The sequence below is a fragment of the Paraburkholderia sp. BR10882 genome (assembly GCF_040948855.1).
GTDB classification, from domain to species: Bacteria; Pseudomonadota; Gammaproteobacteria; order Burkholderiales; family Burkholderiaceae; genus Paraburkholderia; species Paraburkholderia nodosa_A.
Genome location: NZ_JBFPKP010000006.1, coordinates 321,264 through 340,305 on the forward strand (window position 1 = coordinate 321,264; position 19,042 = coordinate 340,305).

The 19,042-nt window shown below is 65.3% G+C and carries 15 protein-coding genes; 4 read left to right on the forward strand and 11 right to left on the reverse strand.

Going from position 1 to position 19,042, the window contains the following annotated elements:
- Positions 1 to 97: 97 nt before the first annotated feature.
- A complete protein-coding gene (glnA, locus tag AB3X99_RS18335) occupies positions 98 to 1,513 on the reverse strand; it encodes a type I glutamate--ammonia ligase (protein ID WP_042264808.1) in 1,416 nt (471 codons plus the stop codon).
- A gap of 465 nt (positions 1,514 to 1,978) precedes the next feature.
- Here glnA and AB3X99_RS18340 point away from each other — a divergent pair, with 465 nt between their 5' ends.
- On the forward strand, positions 1,979 to 2,443 hold the full coding sequence (locus AB3X99_RS18340; protein WP_133181498.1) for a rhodanese-like domain-containing protein: 465 nt from the start codon (positions 1,979 to 1,981) through the stop codon (positions 2,441 to 2,443).
- 114 nt (positions 2,444 to 2,557) lie between these two features.
- Here the strand turns inward: AB3X99_RS18340 and AB3X99_RS18345 are convergent, their stop codons facing one another.
- The 5 genes from AB3X99_RS18345 to hrpA all read right to left on the reverse strand — a co-directional run bounded on the left by AB3X99_RS18345 (position 2,558) and on the right by hrpA (position 11,290).
- Positions 2,558 to 3,415, reverse strand: coding sequence for a molybdopterin-binding protein (locus tag AB3X99_RS18345; protein ID WP_342945910.1), 858 nt, complete (start codon positions 3,413 to 3,415; stop codon positions 2,558 to 2,560).
- Positions 3,416 to 3,450: 35 nt separating this feature from the next.
- Positions 3,451 to 4,284: an EI24 domain-containing protein gene (locus AB3X99_RS18350; RefSeq protein WP_368617709.1), complete on the reverse strand. Its 834-nt coding sequence runs from the start codon at positions 4,282 to 4,284 to the stop codon at positions 3,451 to 3,453.
- Between the two features lie 138 nt (positions 4,285 to 4,422).
- Positions 4,423 to 5,481: a sterol desaturase family protein gene (locus AB3X99_RS18355; protein WP_342945911.1), complete on the reverse strand. Its 1,059-nt coding sequence runs from the start codon at positions 5,479 to 5,481 to the stop codon at positions 4,423 to 4,425.
- Between the two features lie 17 nt (positions 5,482 to 5,498).
- Entirely contained in the window at positions 5,499 to 6,524 is a 1,026-nt protein-coding gene (locus AB3X99_RS18360; RefSeq protein ID WP_368617710.1) for a beta-propeller fold lactonase family protein, read from the reverse strand.
- 146 nt (positions 6,525 to 6,670) lie between these two features.
- Positions 6,671 to 11,290, reverse strand: coding sequence for an ATP-dependent RNA helicase HrpA (gene hrpA / locus AB3X99_RS18365; protein WP_368617711.1), 4,620 nt, complete (start codon positions 11,288 to 11,290; stop codon positions 6,671 to 6,673).
- A 23-nt stretch (positions 11,291 to 11,313) separates the two neighbouring features.
- On the opposite strand from hrpA, the gene argA reads away from it, so the two are divergent.
- From argA to proP, 3 genes are all read left to right on the forward strand, one after another.
- Entirely contained in the window at positions 11,314 to 12,705 is a 1,392-nt protein-coding gene (gene argA, locus AB3X99_RS18370) for an amino-acid N-acetyltransferase (RefSeq protein WP_069268156.1), read from the forward strand.
- A 42-nt stretch (positions 12,706 to 12,747) separates the two neighbouring features.
- Positions 12,748 to 13,023 carry an oxidative damage protection protein gene (locus tag AB3X99_RS18375; protein WP_069268157.1) on the forward strand — a complete coding sequence of 92 codons (276 nt, stop codon included), beginning with the start codon at positions 12,748 to 12,750 and terminating at the stop codon, positions 13,021 to 13,023.
- Between the two features lie 644 nt (positions 13,024 to 13,667).
- Positions 13,668 to 15,134 (forward strand): glycine betaine/L-proline transporter ProP, encoded by a 1,467-nt coding sequence (proP, locus tag AB3X99_RS18380; protein WP_141710863.1) that lies wholly within the window; start codon positions 13,668 to 13,670, stop codon positions 15,132 to 15,134.
- Between the two features lie 70 nt (positions 15,135 to 15,204).
- Here the strand turns inward: proP and AB3X99_RS18385 are convergent, their stop codons facing one another.
- The 5 genes from AB3X99_RS18385 to AB3X99_RS18405 all read right to left on the reverse strand — a co-directional run bounded on the left by AB3X99_RS18385 (position 15,205) and on the right by AB3X99_RS18405 (position 18,931).
- Positions 15,205 to 15,693, reverse strand: a complete 489-nt coding sequence (locus AB3X99_RS18385; RefSeq protein ID WP_368617712.1) for a metallophosphoesterase — start codon at positions 15,691 to 15,693, stop codon at positions 15,205 to 15,207.
- Positions 15,694 to 15,734: 41 nt separating this feature from the next.
- Positions 15,735 to 16,109, reverse strand: coding sequence for a cupin domain-containing protein (locus tag AB3X99_RS18390; RefSeq protein WP_069268158.1), 375 nt, complete (start codon positions 16,107 to 16,109; stop codon positions 15,735 to 15,737).
- A gap of 10 nt (positions 16,110 to 16,119) precedes the next feature.
- Entirely contained in the window at positions 16,120 to 17,523 is a 1,404-nt protein-coding gene (locus tag AB3X99_RS18395; RefSeq protein WP_368617713.1) for an FAD-containing oxidoreductase, read from the reverse strand.
- Positions 17,524 to 17,867: 344 nt separating this feature from the next.
- On the reverse strand, positions 17,868 to 18,077 hold the full coding sequence (locus tag AB3X99_RS18400; protein ID WP_069268200.1) for a hypothetical protein: 210 nt from the start codon (positions 18,075 to 18,077) through the stop codon (positions 17,868 to 17,870).
- Positions 18,078 to 18,316: 239 nt separating this feature from the next.
- Positions 18,317 to 18,931 (reverse strand): glutathione S-transferase, encoded by a 615-nt coding sequence (locus AB3X99_RS18405; protein ID WP_342945918.1) that lies wholly within the window; start codon positions 18,929 to 18,931, stop codon positions 18,317 to 18,319.
- Positions 18,932 to 19,042: the final 111 nt, after the last annotated feature.

The window sequence follows — 19,042 nt, forward strand, 5'->3', positions numbered from 1 at the left end:
CGCCGTCCCTTGGAGACCCAACGCGCACGCGTCCTGCGAGTCGAAGAAACTGAACCGGCGCTTCGCTGTGTAGCATGCAGCGAAGCGCCATCGCCAATTACAGCGAGTAGTACAGTTCGAACTCGACCGGGTGCGTGGTCATACGCACGCGTTGCAGTTCGCTTTCCTTCAGCGCGAGGTACGCGTCGATCATGCCGTCGGTGAACACACCACCGCGCGTCAGGAACTCGCGATCCTTGTCGAGCGCTTCGAGCGCCTGGTCGAGGCCGGCGCAGACGGTCGGGATCTTTGCATCCTCTTCCGGCGGCAGGTCGTACAGGTTCTTGTCGGCGGCTTCGCCCGGATGGATCTTGTTCTGCACGCCGTCCAGACCTGCCATCATCAGTGCCGAGAAGCACAGGTACGGGTTGGCGAGCGGATCCGGGAAGCGCGTTTCGATACGGCGGCCCTTCGGGTTCGACACGTGCGGAATACGGATCGATGCCGAACGATTGCGTGCCGAGTAAGCGAGCTTGACCGGCGCTTCGAAGTGCGGCACGAGACGCTTGTACGAGTTCGTACCCGGGTTCGTGATGGCGTTCAGCGCGCGAGCGTGCTTGATGATGCCGCCGATGTAGAACAGCGCGAATTCCGACAGACCGGCGTAGCCGTTGCCCGCGAACAGGTTCTGGCCGTCCTTCCAGATCGACTGGTGAACGTGCATGCCCGAACCGTTGTCGCCGACGACCGGCTTCGGCATGAACGTCGCCGTCTTGCCGTACGTGTGCGCGACGTTGTGGACGATGTACTTCAGTTGCTGCGTCCAGTCCGCGCGCTGAACCAGCGTCGAGAACTTCGTGCCGATTTCGTTCTGGCCCTGGCCCGCCACTTCGTGGTGGTGCACTTCGACCGGAATGCCGATCTGCTCGAGCAGCAGACACATTTCCGAGCGGATGTCCTGGAACGTGTCGACCGGTGCGACCGGGAAGTAGCCGCCCTTCGTGCCCGGACGGTGACCCGTGTTGCCGCCTTCGATTTCGCGGCCCGACGACCACGGTGCTTCATCCGAGCCGATCTTCACGAAGCAGCCCGATTGATCCGTGTTCCACTGGACCGAATCGAAAATGAAGAATTCCGGCTCCGGACCGAAGAAGGCGGTGTCGCCGAGGCCGGTACTCTTCAGGTAGGCTTCAGCGCGCTTGGCGAGCGAACGCGGGTCGCGCTCGTAGCCCTTGCCGTCGGCCGGCTCGACCACGTCGCAGGTCAGCACGAGCGTCGATTCTTCGTAGAACGGGTCGATGAAGGCCGTGTTCGGGTCCGGCACGAGCAACATGTCCGAGGCTTCGATGCCCTTCCAGCCGGCGATCGACGAACCGTCAAACGCATGACCCGACTCGAACTTGTCTTCGTCGAATGCCGACAGCGGAACCGAAACGTGCTGCTCCTTGCCGCGCGTGTCCGTGAAGCGGAAGTCGACAAACTTGACGTCTTCGTCCTTGACGAGTTGCATGACGTCGGCCACGGATTTACTCATAACCTATTCTCCTGATTAACGATTTCGGCGAACGCTGCCGCCGTCCCAATCTTGTTTGATCCCCGCCGGCCGCCTCTTTCCCGGGTCTGCCCTGCTGCCCTGGCTGGCCGGCTGCGAATCGATCGAGACGTATAAAGCAGCTTCCGTGCCATGCATGCGCCAACGTGGCGCAAATCCCTTTCGCGACACGCACTTGGAGTCAAAAATCGTGCGCCGCGCTTTTATGGAGCCGCCACCGTGGCGGCTCATCGGCACCAAATTCGTGCAATCCCGAATTTGGCGCGCGAATCTCTCTTCATTATGGTGCAAAACACCTCGCATGCACCATTTCAATGCAACCCGCCCTTTGTGCCCCCCCATCCATCGCGCACGTCCGGTTTCACCTTGTCCGGACCGTCCAGCCCGCTCCGTCCCTACGCGCTAGAATGGTTTTTTGGTCCAACGCGAAACAGGAGATCCGTTGTCATGAGTACGCTCGAACAGTTGTACGCCCAGGCCGAGAAACGCCGCGTCGAGAACCAGCTGCCCTACGCGGGCGCGGTGTCGCCCGCAGAGGCATTCGAGCTTCTGCAGCTCGACCCGCGTGCGCGCCTCGTCGACGTGCGCACACGCGCTGAACTCGACTGGGTCGGCCGTCCCGTCGTGGGCGACGGCCAGTATTCGCATGTCGAATGGACCCGCTATCCGGGCGGCGTGCCCAACGCCGAGTTCCTCACCCAGCTCAAGAGCGCCGTGGAAGCCGACGCGCCAGTGCTGTTCCTGTGCCGCAGCGCCGCGCGCTCCAAGCTCGCCGCCATCGAGGCCGCCAAGGCCGGCTTCACGAAGGCTTATGACCTGCTCGAAGGCTTCGAAGGCGACAAGGACGGCCAGGGGCACCGCAAGACCGTTACGGGCTGGTGCTTCCGCGGCCTGCCGTGGATCGGCGCCTGACACCCTGAAACCGCCCCGCTCCAACCCAACGGGCCACTCTGAGCGCCCCGTGTGACATGCCGATGATGCGCCGCCTGCCCTCCCGCCGCACGCGGCCCACCTTCACACGCTGATTCAAAAACCGGCGCGCGGCGCGCTGCGGCGTTCGCGATCGGGCGTCCCCTCGCCCGGCGCCGCCGGCTCGACCACATCGCCGCCCAGCTCGTGCACGCCTTCACGCAGCTTCACGAAGGCGGCCGCCACGGCCTCGGGCTCGCCCTTCACGCCCAGATCGATGTGCCGGCGCGCATAAATGCCGCCGCGCTCCGCATCGCCCACGCTCGGCAGGCTAAACACCCGCACGCCCGGAAAATCGCGCTCGATGCGCTCCATGAGCGGCGTGAGCGTCGACTCCGGCAGCTCGAACACGAGCAGCGACTTCTCGGCGTGCGGCGTCTGGTGATGCAGGTGCGCGTACTTCGTGTCGAGCACCCATTCGATCATCGGCCAGGCCATCACGGGAAAACCGGGCACGAAGTAATGATCGCGAATCGAAAAACCCGGAATCTTGTTGTAGCCGTTCGGGATGATCTCGCAGCCCTGCGGGAACGTGCCCATCTGGAAGCGGTGCAGATTCTCTGGCGACTGGTAATTCACGGGATCGGCGCCCGTGTGCATGTCGCGGATGCGCTCGCGGATCGCCACCTCGGCGTCAGGGTGCAACGCGAGCGGCACCCCCAGCGCCGCAGCGGCGCACTGGCGCGTGTGGTCGTCCGGCGTCGCGCCGATGCCGCCCGTCGAGAACACGATGTCGCCCGAAGCGAACGAGCGCCGCAGCGTCTCGGTGATGCGCTCGGGATCGTCGCCCACGTACTGGGCCCACTCGAGCGAGAGGCCGCGCGCGCCGAGCAGTTCGATGACCTTCGGCAGATGCTTGTCGGAGCGGCGCCCCGAGAGAATCTCATCGCCGATGATGATGACGCCAAATGCCATGGGCCGCCTCGTTGGATTGTCTTGATGATTGAGCGTTAGTGCACGATCGTCACGTCGCCGGACGCCTGCTGCACATCGTGGGCACGCATGCGCTGCAGCGCCCGCAGGCAGTAGTGCCCGAACCAGAGCGCCGTGAACACCAGAATGAACGCATAGATCCAGATGGTCACCGCCGCCAGTAGCGGGAAGAACAGCAGCAGCCACGCGGACACGGCCCAGATGGCCGTTGGCAGCGAGCCGAGCAGTCCGCTCACCACGCCGATCACGAGCAGCGGCAGCCGATGGCTGCGCACCAGCGTGCGGCGCTCTTCGACGGTTGCGTGCAGCGCGAGCGCATCGTAGGTCATCACCCGATACGTGAGCCAGCCCCACAACAGCGGCGGAATCAGCGCGAAGAACGGCGGAATGAGCCACAGCGGCAGCGTCACGATCATCACGATCAGGCAGACGAGCGTCGTGACGAGCGAATAGAACAGGCTGCCGTACCAACTGCCGCCGTGCCGCATCTCGAGCGTCCCGTACTGGCGCTTCGACAGATGGCGGATCACGCGCGGCATCGAAATCGCGACGATCAGCAGCAGCACCGTGATCACGATGAGCGGAATCGTCAGGATGATGACGAGAAACGGCGCGATCGTCGCGCGCAGCCAGCCGAAACCGAGCGCGTCGAACAGATGATAGAGGTAGGCCGTCGAGGACCAGTTCGCGAGCGCGCCGCGCATCAGGTCGAGCAGCGGCTGCCAGAACACGTAGAGCACGGCGCCCCACACCGCCGCCGCCACGAGAAATGGCACGAAGGTGAGCAGCAGCATGGCGGGATGGAACACGCTCGCGAGCGCGCGTCCGAACGAGCGCAACAGGTCATTCATGCGAGCGGAATACGGCGAAAAGGACGGGTGGAGAACACGGTGTCGGCGAAATCGGTGCGACCAAGCCGACAGCATAAACCACCGCGCGCATGGCGGGTAAGACGGGTGCGAGCAAGTGCAAGGACGCCGTGGCGGCGCTCAGGTCACGGTGGCGTCGTCGCGCGCCTCGGCCGGCGTGGCGGCGGCGGCGTGCGAACGCGAACGCAGGCGCCGCGCGATGCGGGTGAACGCATAACCCTGCTGCGCCCAGAAACCCTCGCCATAGCTCACGCCTTCGAGCTGATCGCGAATGCCCGTGGGCTCGATCTCGCGATTGAACGACGCGCTGCCGAACATCATGTCCCACCAGGGGAACAGCACGCCGAAGTTGCAGCCATAGTGGGTGCCTTCGTGGCCATAGCCGACGGCGTGATGGCGGCGGTGAAAGCGCGGGCTCACCAGCAGCCGTTCGCCGAGCCAGCCGAAATGCACGCGAATGTTGGCGTGCTGCACGCTCTGCACGAAGTTCGTGAGCGCGACGAGCACCACGAATTGCGCGGGCGGCACGCCGATGACGAGTGCCACGGCGGCGAACATGCACGACTGCCCGATCACGTCGAGCAGGTGGTTGCGGTCGTCGCACCAGAGCGACATCTTGCGCTGGCTGTGGTGCACGGCGTGCAACTCCCACCAGACGCCGTAGCGATGCGAAAGCCGGTGGTACCAGTAGCTGAAGAAGTCGAGCACCACGAGATAGATCGCGAACGCCACGAGTGGCTGCGTGCTCACGCCCGGCCAGAGATTGTCGAGGTCCACCGTCTTCACGCCCATGAGCCGCAGCGCGCTCTGCGCACGATCGAAGAACGGCTGCATCGTGAAGAAAAACAGCAGGTTCAGGATGCCGAGGCGCGTGACCCACGTGTAGAGCGCGTCGACGCCCACGCCCTTGCGGTCGCGCCACTTCTCCGCGGGCACGAGCGCTTCGAGCGGGCGCAGCAGCGCGTACATCAGGCCCACTTCGAGCAGACCCACGATCACCCAGTACAGTGCGTCGTAGGTGTCTTCGTCCACGTCCATCATGCCGACGCGGAAGAGCAGCGGCTGAATGACGTCGATGTAGAGGAGCGTTTGCAGCCAGGAGACGAGGTCGTCTGCCGACGCGATCACGGACTGGCCCGCGTGCGCGACGAAGGCCAGCAACGACGCCACCGTATCCATGCGCGCGCCCCGTTGCCTTAAGCTCCGTTCGGCGCCGTGACGGGCGCGCGATCGTAGAAGTAGATGCCATGCGGCGAGCGGCCCACGGCGATGGTTTTGATGAGCTTCCTGGTTTGCATGTCGATGAGGCCGATGTGCTTCGCGAAACGGAACGTCACCCACAGATAGCGCTTGTCGGCGGTCAGCTCCATGTCGTCGGGGCCGGGCATCAGGCCGCTGATCTCGCCGGTCTTTTCGAGCGTGTCCTCGTCGATGATGCTGATGACGTTCGCCACGCGGCTCGACACCAGCACATGGCGGCCGTCCACGAGCGAGCGGAAGTTGTGCGCGGCCTTGCCCACCTGGATCGTCTTCACGATCTTCTGGTTGCGCCAGTCCACCACCGCCACGTAGTCGGCGCCCGTCATGCCGACGAGCAGGTACTTGTCGCCGGGCGTGAGCCACAGGCCAGCGGGCGCGGCGCCGACCTTCATCTTCCAGAGCACCTTCTGCGTCGGCAGATCGACCGCGGCGATTTCGCCGGAAACCTGCAGCGAAACGAACACGGTGCGGCTGTCGTTCGTGAACGCCAGGTGGCTCGGCATGGCCGAGAGCGGCAGGCGTTTGGCGAGCGTGACGTTGCTGCCGCCCGCGTAGTTGTAGATGTCGAGGCGGTCGAGGCGCAGGCCCGTGGTCACGAACCACTTGCGGTCGGGCGAGAAGCCGAGCTGGTACGGGTCTTCGACGTTTTCGACCCAGCGCTGCGGCTTGCCGGTCTTCGGATCGACGAACAGGAGGTTGTTCGACACCGAGTTCGCGACGATCAGCGAGGTGTTGTCCGGCGTGGGAAAGAGGTGGTGCGGTTCCTTGCCCGTGGGCACGGTGCCGACGACTTCGTGCGTCTTGTCGTCGATGAGGCTCAACGTGGCTTCGCCCGAATTCAGGACGATGATGTTATTCGCGTAAGCGGCCGTGGAGGCGAAAGTGGCAACCGTCGCTGCGCAAGCGAGCGCAAACGTTGCGGCCTTGGCGGCGACGCGGCTAAAGGTGTTGTTGTTCGGCATGAAGAATCGTTCCCGGGCAGATTCGTGATTGTAGAACGTCTACCCGCAAGCAAGGTTGACGTAAAGCCCTTGAAATATGCAAGAGGCGCAATTGAGCGCCCCTTTTTCGAACAATTTTGAAGAATTGTTATGGCCCGCAATGCGCTTTATCGCTGCATCGATTCCCATACCTTGTGGAGGCGCTTGACCGAGACCGGCATCGGTGTGCGCAATTCCTGCGCGAAGAGCGAGATGCGCAGCTCTTCGAGCAGCCAGCGGAACTCCGAAAGACGCGGATCGAACACGCCCCCGCGCTGCGAGAGCGCGCGCTGATACTGCTGCGCGAGTGGCTGGAATTCGGCGGCCTGGCGCGCGTCGCGTGCGGGGTCGGCGCGCAGCTTGTCGATGCGCAGCGCGACGCCCTTCAGGTAGCGCGGGAAATGCACGAGCTGTGCATAGGGCGTCTCCAGAATGAAGCGCTTGCTGATGAGCGCGTCGACCTGCGCCTGCATGTCCGCGGCCGGCGCGCCAAAGGCCTTGGCCTGCACGAGCTTCTTCGCCAACGATGCGTATTCCGCGAGGATCTGCCCGACCAGCCGCGCGATTTCCTGCGCGAGCAGCGAAAGGCGTCCGCGGCCTTCATCCTTGCGTGCGTGGAAGCTCGCGTCGTCATCGGGCAGCGGGTCTTGCAGGCAGGCGCGATCGAGCGCGAGTTCGACCAGCTGGTCGCGCAGCTCCTCCTGCGTGGCGCGCGCCATGAACTGCATCGCCATCTCGCGCAGGCCCGGCAGGTTCTTCTCCAGGTAGCGGATCGGCTCGCGCAACTGCAGCGCGAAGAGCCGGCGCAGCCCCGCGCGATGGATGCGTGCGGCCTCCTCCGGCGAATCGAACACTTCGACGTCGCAATGCGTGCCGCGATCGACGAGCGCGGGATAGCCGAACAGCGTTTGTCCGCCGCGACGGATTTCCAGCAGCTCGGGCAGCTTGCCGAAATTCCACGTCGTGAGGTTTTCGTAGAGCGCCGTGGCAGGCGCCCCGTCGCCCAGCGTGGGCGTATGTGGTGCATTGCTCTTTTGCGGCGCGTTGTTGCTTGCGATGCGCTTGCCCGGCGCGTTCTGTGGTGCCTCACCGCCCTGCGCATGCGTTTCCAGTGCCGCGAGCGCCGTCGCGCTCGCGAGCTTCTGGAATTGCTGCTGCGCCTGCGCGCCGAGTTCGGCGCGCAGTTGCGCGAGGTTGCGGCCCATCGCGAGCTGGCGACCGTGCTCGTCGACCACCTTGAAGTTCATGAAGAGGTGCGCAGGCAGCGTCTCCAGCTTGAAGTCGGCCGACTTCAGGGCGATCTGCTTTTGCTCGCGCACGTCGGCGATCAGCGCTTCCAGCAGGCCGCCCGCGCCGAAACGCTCGCCGCCCACGCGCTCCGCGAAGCCGGCCGCGTACTCGGGCAGCGGCACGCAGTGGCGGCGCAGCTTCTGCGGCAGCGACTTCAGCAGCAGTTGCGCCTTCTCCTTGAGCATGCCCGGCACGAGCCATTCGCAGCGGCGCGCATCGACCTGGTTGAGCGCGTAGAGCGGCACCGCGAGCGTCACGCCGTCGCGCGGCGAGCCCGGCTCGAAGTGATACGTGAGCGCCATCGCCACGCCCGACATCGTCATGCGCTTCGGGAACAGCTCGGTCGTCACGCCCGCCGCCTCATGGCGCATCAGGTCGTCGCGAGAGAGGTACAACAGACGCAGCTTGTCCTCGGGCTCGCCGCCCTTCCTCACCTCGTCGCGATACCAGCGCTCGAACGACGCGCCCGAGTAAATGCCTTCCGGAATCGCCTGATCGTAGAAGCCGTAGATCAGCTCATCATCGACCAGCACATCCTGGCGGCGCGACTTGTGTTCCAGTTGCTCGATATCGGCGAGCAGCTTGCGGTTGTGCGCGAAGAACGCGAGCTTCGTGTCGAACTCGCCCTCCACGAGCGCGCCGCGAATGAACAGTTCGCGGGCGCGCGCCGGGTCCTGCTTGCCGAACGCCACGCGCCTGCGTTGATACACCGGCAGGCCATACAGCACCCCGCGCTCGAACGCGCTCACCTGCGCCGCGCGTTTTTCCCAATGCGGTTCGGAGAGCGACGTCTTCAGCAAATGCGCGCCGACCTTCTCCAGCCACTCGGGCTCGATCTTCGCGATGCAGCGCGCGTAGAGGCGGCTCGTTTCGACGAGTTCGGCGGCCACCACCCAGCGCCCCGCCTTCTTCACGAGCGCCGAGCCCGGCCACAAGTGGAACTTGATGCCGCGCGCGCCGAGGTAATGCGGGTCGTCGTCGGCCTTCAGGCCGATATTGCCGAGCAGGCCCGTGAGCAGCGCGTGATGGATCTGCTCGTAGGTCGCGTCGGCTTCGTTGATGCGCCAGCCATGCTCGCGCACCACCGTCAGCAATTGCGAATGCACGTCGCGCCATTCGCGCAGACGCAAGTGCGACAGAAAATTCGCGCGGCACGCATCGAGCAGTTGCCGGTTGGACTTCTTGTGCGCGACGGCCTCTTCGAACCAGGCCCAGATCTTGAGCCACTGCAGAAACTCGGAGCGTTCGTCCGCAAAACGCCGATGCGCCTGGTCCGCCTGCTCCTGCGCCTCGATCGGTCGGTCGCGCGGATCCTGCACCGACAGCGCGCTCGCGATGATGAGCACTTCGCGCAGCGCCTGCTCGTCGCGTGCGCCGAGAATCATGCGTCCCACACGCGGATCGAGCGGCAGGTGCGCGAGTTCGCGGCCGAGCGGCGTGAGCGCGTTGTCGTCGTCCACGGCGCCGAGTTCGTTGAGCAGCTGATAGCCGTCGGCGATCGCGCGGCCCGGCGGCGGCTCGATGAACGGGAACGTCTCGATCGCCGTGAGATGCAGCGACTTCATGCGCAGAATCACGGCGGCAAGCGACGAGCGCAGGATTTCCGGATCGGAGAAGCGCGGCCGTGCGATGAAATCCGCTTCCTCGTAAAGCCGGATGCAGATGCCGTCCGCGACCCGCCCGCAACGGCCCGCGCGCTGGTTCGCCGCCGCCTGCGCAATCGACTCGATCTGCAGCTGCTCGACCTTGTTGCGATACGAATAGCGCTTCACGCGCGCGAGGCCCGTATCGACCACGTAGCGGATGCCCGGCACCGTGAGCGACGTTTCGGCCACATTGGTCGCGAGCACGATGCGGCGCGCATTCGACGGCTTGAAGACGCGCTCCTGCTCCTGCGCGGACAGCCGCGCGAATAGCGGCAGGATTTCCGTGTGCGGCGGATGATGCTTGCGTAGTGCTTCCGCGGCGTCGCGAATCTCGCGCTCGCCGGGCAGGAACACGAGCACGTCGCCCGAGCCCTCGCGGCAGAGTTCGTCGACGGCATCGACGATGGCTTCCATCAGGTCGCGATCGGTGTCGCGCTGAGACTTCGCACCTTTTTCGCGGCCCGTCGTGCCCTGCGCGTTCTTCACCGCCGGGCTGTCTTCCTGCACCGGGCGATAGCGCACTTCGACCGGATACAGCCGGCCGCTCACCTCGATCACCGGCGCGGGCTTTTCCTCGCTGCCGAAGTGGCGCGCGAAGCGATCGGCGTCGATGGTCGCCGACGTCACGATCAGCTTGAGGTCGGGCCGGCGCGGCAGAATCTCTTTCAGATAGCCGAGCAGGAAGTCGATGTTCAGGCTGCGCTCGTGCGCCTCGTCGATGATGATCGTGTCGTAGGCCTTGAGCAGCGGATCGGTTTGCGTCTCCGCGAGCAAGATGCCGTCGGTCATGAGCTTGACCGAGGCGCCCGGCGAGAGATTGTCGGTGAAGCGCACCTTGTAGCCGACCACTTCGCCGAACGGCGTATTGAGTTCGTCGGCGATGCGCCGCGCCGTGGCCGAGGCCGCAATCCGGCGCGGCTGCGTATGGCCGATCAAACCCGTGCCGCCCGCGCCGAGGCCGCGACCCAGCGCGAGCGCGATCTTCGGCAACTGCGTGGTCTTGCCCGAGCCCGTTTCGCCGCTCACGATCACGACCTGATTCTGTGCGATCGCACGCGCGATCTCTTCGCGGCGGCCGGAGACCGGCAGCGCTTCGGGGAACGTGATGGGCGGAACCTTGTTCGGCTCGATGTGCGCGCGTGGTGCACGCGGCGGACGTTCCTGGCGTTCGGCGCGCGGCGCGCGATCACGTTCGCCTTCACTGCCGGGGCGCGGCGCGTGTTCGGATTTCGGCTTGGCGGATCGCTGCGGATTCGGCGGGTTCTGCGGCTTCGCCTGCTTCGGAGGTTGCTGCGCGCGCGACGGTTGATTGCGCGGCGCCTCGGCGCGTGCCTCGCGCGATTCGTTCGGGCGATCTCGTGGCTCGTTTCGCTGCGCCGGGCGTCGATCGTCGCGCGCCTCGCGTCGCCTGGCCGGCTGAGCGGCGCTGCGCTCCGCACGCGGTTCGCCTCGCGATGGCGATTGTGACGGCGACTGCGGCGCGGGTTTCGTTTCGTTTCCCTGCTCAGGCTGCTGATGCAGTTGCTGATCCGGCTGCTGATCCGGTCGCTGATCCGGGCGCTGTTCCGCGCGCGGCGGCGTCTGCTGTTGCGCCTGTGGTTGCTTCTGCTCCGCACGCTTGTCCTGCACGCGCGCGCCGCCCAACGCGCCACCGCCCATCAGCGCGGCAAGCTTGTCCGTCGACGCGAGCTTTTGCCCGTCGCCATACTTCTGCGCCGCGCCTTTCGCTTTCGCGCCGTCCTGCGCCGTTTCCTTCCCGGCCGGGGTGTTGCTGCCCTGCGCCGAGGCAGGTCTTTTGGGTACATTCGACATGGGGGCGCATTATAATCCCGGGCATGAATTCCCAAACCGACCTCGTCCCCGCTACTGCCAGCGCGCCGGCCTCCGCCGCCGCTGCGGATTCCGACTCGCAGATCATGGCGCAGCACGCGCAGTTCGTCGACTGGATGCGATCGGTCGCGCCCTACATCCACGCGTTCCAGGGCAAGACGTTCGTCGTCGGTTTCGGCGGCGAGGTCGTGCACCAGAACCTGCTCAACGCGCTCGTCGCCGACATCGCGCTCTTGCAGGCCATGGGCATCCAGATCGTGCTCGTGCACGGTTCGCGCCCGCAGGTCGAGGAGCAGATGAGCCTGCACGGCGTCGAGTCCGAGTTCTCGCACGGCATGCGCATCACCAATGCCCGCGCGCTCGAATCGGCGAAGGAAGCGGCCGGTGAAGTGCGTCTCGACATCGAGGCCGCGATCAGTCAGGGTCTGCCGAACACGCCGATGGCGCACGCGCACATCAGCGTGGTGTCGGGCAACTTCGTGACGGCGCGGCCGGTCGGCATTCTCGACGGCGTGGACTTCCAGCACACGGGCGTCGTGCGCAAGATCGACGCCGATTCGATCCGCCACTCGCTCGCGAGCCGCAAGCTCGTGCTGCTCTCGCCGCTCGGTTTTTCGCCCACGGGCGAGGCGTTCAATCTGTCGATGGAAGACGTCGCCTCGGCGGCAGCCATCGCGCTGCGCGCCGACAAGATCGTCTTCCTTACGGAAACGCAGGGCCTGATCGACGAGGAAGGCGAGCTGATCCGCGAAATGTCGCTCGACGACGCCTACAAGCTGCAAGAAGGCGGCACGGTGCTCGGCGACGAAGGCTTCTATCTGAAGCACTCCATTCGCGCGTGCCGCGGCGGCGTGGGGCGTGCGCACATCATTCCCTACGCGCTCGACGGCGGCTTGCTGCTCGAACTGTTCTTGCACGACGGCGTGGGCACCATGATCTCGTACGAGAATCTGGAAAGCCTGCGCGAAGCCACGCCTGACGACGTCGGCGGCATTCTCACGCTGATCGAGCCGCTCGAAACCGACGGCACGCTCGTGCGGCGCGGGCGTCACCAGATCGAGCGCGACATCGACCACTTCTCGGTGATCGAGCACGATGGCGTGCTGTTCGGCTGCGCGGCGCTTTACGCGTACTCTCAGGAGCGTATCGGCGAAATGGCGTGCCTCACGGTCTCTCCCGAAGCACAAGGCTCCGGCGACGGCGAACGTCTCTTGCGCCGCATCGAGCAGCGTGCACGGGCGCGCGGTCTCACACGCATCTTCGTGCTCACCACGCGCACCGAACACTGGTTCCTGAAGCGCGGCTTCGTCAAGGCAACGGTCGACGACCTGCCCGAAGACCGCCGCCGCCTCTATAACTGGCAGCGCAAATCGCTCGTGCTGATGAAACAGCTCTGAGCGCGCCGCCACCCACACATACGACTACAGGAGAAGCACAGCATGGCCCGTATGATCCAATGCGCGAAGCTCGGCAAGGAAGCCGAAGGTCTCGACTTTCCGCCGCTGCCGGGCGAACTCGGCAAGCGCATCTATGAAAGCGTCTCGAAAGAGGCATGGCAGCAGTGGCTCAAGCAGCAGACCATGCTCATCAATGAAAACCGCCTGAACATGGCCGATCCGCGCGCGCGCCAGTACCTGATGAAGCAGACCGAGAAGTTCTTCTTCGGCGAAGGCGCCGACCAGGCTTCGGGCTACGTGCCGCCGACCGAAGGCTAAGGCCTCGCGATGCGCACCGGGATCCGTCCCTGAGCCGCATCACGCAACCGATTAGCCTGCAAAACCGCGCCCCCGGCGCGGTTTTTTTATGCGCTTCATGCGCATTCCAGGGCGCGGAAACGGTTCCATCGAAACGGCGCAATCCCCCGCCGCGTGGGGCTTCCAGTCCGCGCCCCGAATCCCCGCAGATACTTGGGTTTGCGCGATCTTCCGTTATCGTGCTAACATGTGGCCTCGTTCAACAGGCATTAGCCATCAATTGCATTCGGCACGGCGCCCAAAAACGCCATCATTCCGAATGCGCATATGACAAAAGGAACGCTCCGCCACGCGGGCTTCTTTTTCGTTTCAGTGGCGCTTTGACCAGGCAATCCGAGGCACCTCGTGCCGGTCCAGCGTCCTCATGCGCCCTGCTCCCCATCCACGGCCACGCAGGCGCAACGTTAAACACAATTTGTCCGAGTGTCGTTTCGCGACACTTCAGCATTGCTTTCGTGCGCCGCTCGCCTTGCGCGATGCACCATCGGCCCGCCTTCGTCGCTGACGCAACGTGGCGTGCCGTGCGCGAAATGTCGCCGCTATCGCGAAACGGTACTCTCCGGCAACCGTGGCGGGCCCTCATGGGTTCGTCGCAGTCATTGGAGATGCAGACCTTGACCGCTTCCACTTCCGGCGCGTCGGCCCAGACCGACCTTACCCTCGACGACATCACGATCGTCGACAAAAGCCTCCTCAAACGCGCCGTCGGCGCCATGGCGCTTGGCAACGCCATGGAATGGTTCGACTTCGGCGTGTACAGCTACATCGCCGTCACGCTCGGCCAGGTGTTCTTCCCGTCGAGCAGCCCCTCGGCGCAGCTCATCGCCACGTTCGGGACATTCGCGGCCGCGTTCGTCGTGCGCCCGATCGGCGGCATGGTGTTCGGGCCGCTCGGCGACCGCATCGGCCGCCAGCGCGTGCTCGCGATGACGATGATCATGATGGCCTGCGGCACCTTCGCCATCGGCTTGATTCCCTCGTACAAGTCGATCGGCATTGCCGCGCCGGCGCTTCTGCTCGTGGCACGCCTCGTTCAGGGTTTCTCGACCGGCGGCGAATACGGCGGCGCGGCGACCTTCATCGCCGAATTCGCCACCGACAAGCGCCGCGGCTTCATGGGCAGCTTCCTCGAGTTCGGCACGCTGATCGGCTACGTGTTCGGCGCGGGCACGGTTGCCGTGCTGACCGCCGTGCTCTCGCACCAGCAACTGCTCGACTGGGGCTGGCGCGTGCCGTTCATGATCGCGGGCCCGCTCGGCCTCGTCGGTCTCTATATCCGCATGAAGCTCGAGGAAACGCCGGCGTTCAAGCGCGAAGCGGAACTGCGCGAGGCCGAAGAGCACACGCGCCCCAAGCTCACGCTGCATTCGCTCCTCACACAGCATCTGCGCCCCTTCCTGCTGTGCGTGGGTCTCGTGCTGATCTTCAACGTGACCGACTACATGGCGCTGTCGTACCTGCCGAGCTACCTCTCGGCGACGCTGCACTTCAACGAGACGCACGGCCTCTTCCTCGTGCTGATCGTGATGGTGCTGATGATGCCGATGACGCTCGCGTTCGGCCGCCTGTCCGACGCCGTGGGCCGCAAGCCCGTGATGCTCGCGGGCTGCGTGGGCCTGATCCTGCTGTCGATCCCGTCGCTCACGCTGATCCAGACGGGCGCCCTCGTGCCGGTGTTTTTCGGTCTCCTGATCCTCGGCGCGCTGCTCTCGTGCTTCACGGGCGTGATGCCTTCGGCCCTGCCGGCGCTGTTCCCGACCGCGATCCGCTACGGCGCGCTCGCCATCGGCTTCAACGTCTCGGTGTCGCTGTTCGGCGGTACCACGCCGCTCGTGGCGGCATGGCTGGTCCAGCACACGCAGAACCTCATGATGCCCGCGTACTACCTGATGGGCGCAGCCGTGATCGGCATCATTTCGGTGCTGGCGCTGCATGAAACGGCGCGCCGCCCGCTGCCGGGCTCGGCGCCGAGCGTGAGCACCAGGGCGGAAGCACACGCGGTGCTACGCGGGGTGCGTCTCGCGCGCGAACTCGACGAGGAATACGCTGTCGCCAACGCCGTGCGCGCCTGATAGGGCACCACTGAAACGCAAAAAGGCCAGCTCTTCATGCTGGCCTTTTTTCTTGCGCGCTCGCTTGAGCCTATTCGACGAGATTGACGTGCTCGACGTCCAATGCGCCGTCGTCGCCGATCGTCAGCATCGCTGCCGAGATCGGCAATTTGAAACGGCGCGGCCCCGCGCTGCCGGGGTTCACATACAGCACCCCCTCGCGCGCTTCGAGCGCGGGCTTGTGCGAATGCCCGCTCACGACCACAGCAATGCCTTCGCCAGCAGGATCGCCCTGCAGGTCAGGTAATTCGTGGACCACCGCAAGCCGGAGCCCAGCGAACGCGACGGTCGTTTGCACCGGCAATGCCTCGGCCCACGCGCCATGATCGTTGTTGCCGCGCACGGCGGTGAGCGGCGCGATGGCCGCGAGCATGTCGAGCACGCGCTGATCGCAGATGTCGCCCGCATGCACGATGGCGTCCGCGCCCTCGACGAAGGCGAGTAGCTCCGGACGCAGCAGATTATGCGTGTCGGAAACCAGTGCAACACGTAGCGGAGGTAGCGGATGTTTCACGGACATGAAGTTGCGTTGCGGTTGAATCCTGCCGATTATCACCGCGCTCACGCCTCGCCGTCGCCTTCCTCAGGCGCTGCGCCGACGTACACCGCGAGCCAGACGCTCGGCACGGTCGGATCGGTCCATGACACGCGATGACGGCAGTGCGCCGGGATGTGCACATAGTCGCCGGGCAGCAGGCGTCGCGGCGGCACTGCCGGGTTCTCGAATTCCAGCGTCGCCGCGCCGGCGAGAAGCGCCACCCATTCCTCGCGCGCATCGTCGTACCAGAACCCCGGAGGGCTCGCCTGGCCCGTGGAGACGATGCGCTCGATCAGCACCCCGTCACGCGAAACGAGCGTGTCGAAGCGCTCATCCTCGGCATTTGCGTCGATGCCTGCGAAGAGATTGCCGAATGCAACCGTGTTCGGTTCGTTCATGCCAATGCGCTCATTCGAGAGGTTTCAGGCCGTCGAGCAAGGTCGGCACCAGCTCGCTCACGGTCGGGTGGATGTGCATCGCGTATTGCAGCGTCGTATAGGGGGCGTCGGCCGTCATCGTGTCGATGAACGTGTGGATCGCCTCGTCGCCCTCGATACCGAAGATCGCTGCGCCGAGAATACGTTGCGTTGGCGGGTCCACCAGCGCTTTCATGAAGCCGTCCGTCTCGCCGCGTTCGCGCGCGCGGCCCACGCGCGACATCGGCATGGTGGCGATGAGCGCGGGTTTGCCCCGCTCGCGCACTTCGCGCTCACTCATGCCGACGCGCGCGAGCGGCGGATCGACGAACACCGCGTAGGCGGGAATGCGTGTGTCGGCGCTGCGCGCTTTGCCGTCCAGCAAATTCGCCGCGACGATCTGAAAGTCGTCGTATGACGTGTGCGTGAACGCACCGCGGCCATTCACGTCGCCGAGCGCCCAGATGCCCTCTACGCGCGTGCGCAACTGGCCGTCCACGGCGATGAGCCCGTGGGCGTCGCGCTCGATGCCCGCCGCGTCCAGCCCCAGATCGTCAGTGTTAGGCAGGCGCCCAGTCGCGAAGAGCAGATGCGAAACGTCGAGCGAACCACTGTCGAGCGCGATGCGCACGCCCGCCCGGCCATCGAGCGGCGCGACGCTTCGCGGCTCGGCGCCGAAGCGAAACTCCACGCCTTCACGCGCGAGCACGTCCTGGACCGCGCGCGAATAATCCTCGTCCTCGCGTGCGAGGACGCGCTGCCCGCGCACGAGCACCGTCACGCGGCTGCCGAAGCGGCGGAACATCTGCGCGAATTCGAGCGCCACGTAGCTGCCGCCGCAGATCGCCAGATGCTCGGGGAGTTGCGCGAGCGCGAGCAGCGTCGAGTTAGTCTCGTAGCGGATCGTCTCGACGCCGGAAATGGCAGGAATGAGCGCGCGTGTGCCCGTGTTGATGAAGATCTCGGGCGCTTCGAGATCGACCTGCGCGCCGTCGTGCGCAGCCACGCGCACCGTGTGGGCGCCCGTGAAGCGCGCGTGACCCTTGAACACGGTGACGTTCGGCGCATGGCGCAGCCACTGCTCGACGCCGTCGCGCGACGCCCCGATGATGCGCTCCTTGCGCGCCTTCACGAACGCGAGATCGACGCGCACGTCGCCGGGCTGCGCGCCCGTGCCGATCTGCACGCCGAAGTCCGCCGCGTGGCGCGCAACATGGGCGGCACGTGCGCAGGCGACGTAGGCCTTGGTCGGCGTGCAGCCGACGTTTACGCAGGTCCCGCCGAATGACGCGCGCTCGATCACCGCGGTCTTGCGGCCGCTCTTGCCAAGCCGCACCGCGAGAGGCGGCCCGCTTTGCCCCGTGCCGATCACGATCGCATCGAAACGTTGTGCCATGCCGCTCTCCTTTGCCGTTGACGCGAGTTGAGCCGCGAGTCGCGAAAGGCGGCCGATCGCGCCATCTTACGCGCGACGAATAGCCACCGCCCGCAGCGTGATTGTGCGAATCGGGTACGCATTGGCACGTGTTGCGAAGGGGAGCGCAGGGGCAAAAAAAGAGCCGCCTCGCACGTCGAGGCGGCTCACAGGGTGACGTCGCAACAGCAAACGGGCGAAGCCGCTGCGCGTCAGGGGGATCGGCGAACTTCGGACACGCTTGCGTCAGGCGTTCGGTGAATCCGTGACTGGATATTCAATCGTTGAAGTTAAGGAAGCTCCGCGTGCGTGCAATCAGCACACAATCAGTGCACACAATCGGTGGCCGCACATTCTCCGTGGCCCGCGTTCCAGAGTTCGCGCGAGCGCAGGAATGCGGCGCGCGCGCCGCGCGTCGCCATCATCAGGCCGATTTGCCCCATGTTGAAGTCGTGCGACACCATCAGCTGCATCAGGTCCACCATCGGCAGGACCAATGCTGGCTGATATAACTGTCGTTCGATAAAGGATTTCATGACCGCTCCCGCTGCATGCCCCGCGTCCTCCTGACGCAAGGTCATTCCATGGTTGTCATTCTAGGAATGCGGCGTGCGTGGATAAATGGGCCCCCAGCGAAGTCACTTGTCGAGAATCGCAAACAATCGATCCGAATGTTGAAACAAGGGGTGCGGCGGCGGGGTCCGCCGTGTTCGCCGGGCATCGCGCGCGGCCGCGCCACACGGCTTTGGGCGAATTCCGGCCCTGCGGACGCGCTTCAGTCGAGGGGCGTGGCGACGAATTCCGGCAGTGTCTCGGCACGTGCGGAAAGCGCGGCAATCGCCGGATATCGGGCGGGATCAGCGCAGCCGGGCAGCATGTACTGGTTGAAACGCCACGCAACGGCCGCGGTGATGTCGGCCTGCGTGATGCGGCCCGCGCACAGCCAGCCGTCGCGACCCGCAACGAGTTGGTCGAGTACGGTCCAGGCCGCGTGCATCTGGGCGTTCACGCGCTCGAACCACGGCTCGTGCTGGCGCTCGGCGGGGCGCAACTGGCGTTCATAGACCTGCTGCACCGTCTTTTCCATGGCCGCGAGCGCGAAACCGTTCACGCGCAGCGCGAAGGTCCGCTCCTGCGCCTCCTCCGGCATGAGCCGCCGCGCGGCGGGCACTTTGCGGTCCAGATAGTCGAGGATCAGCGTCGAGTCGATCAACTGGGTGCCGTCGTCGTCGACGAAGGTCGGCGCCTTCACGACGGGATTGATCTGAGCAAATTCGTCGTACTGCCGAAATACCGAAATGCTGCGGTGCTCGAACTCGAGCCCCAGCACATGGAGCGAAATCGCGACGCGACGCACGTAGGGGGAGTCCATCATACCGATCAACTGCATGGGTTCACCTCGAACAGTAAAAAGGGATCGGACGTCGATCTTGCAGGAAGCCCCATCGCATTTCAAGCCACGTTGAGCATCCCGGAACCGCGCCACGGCAACGCGGTCGTT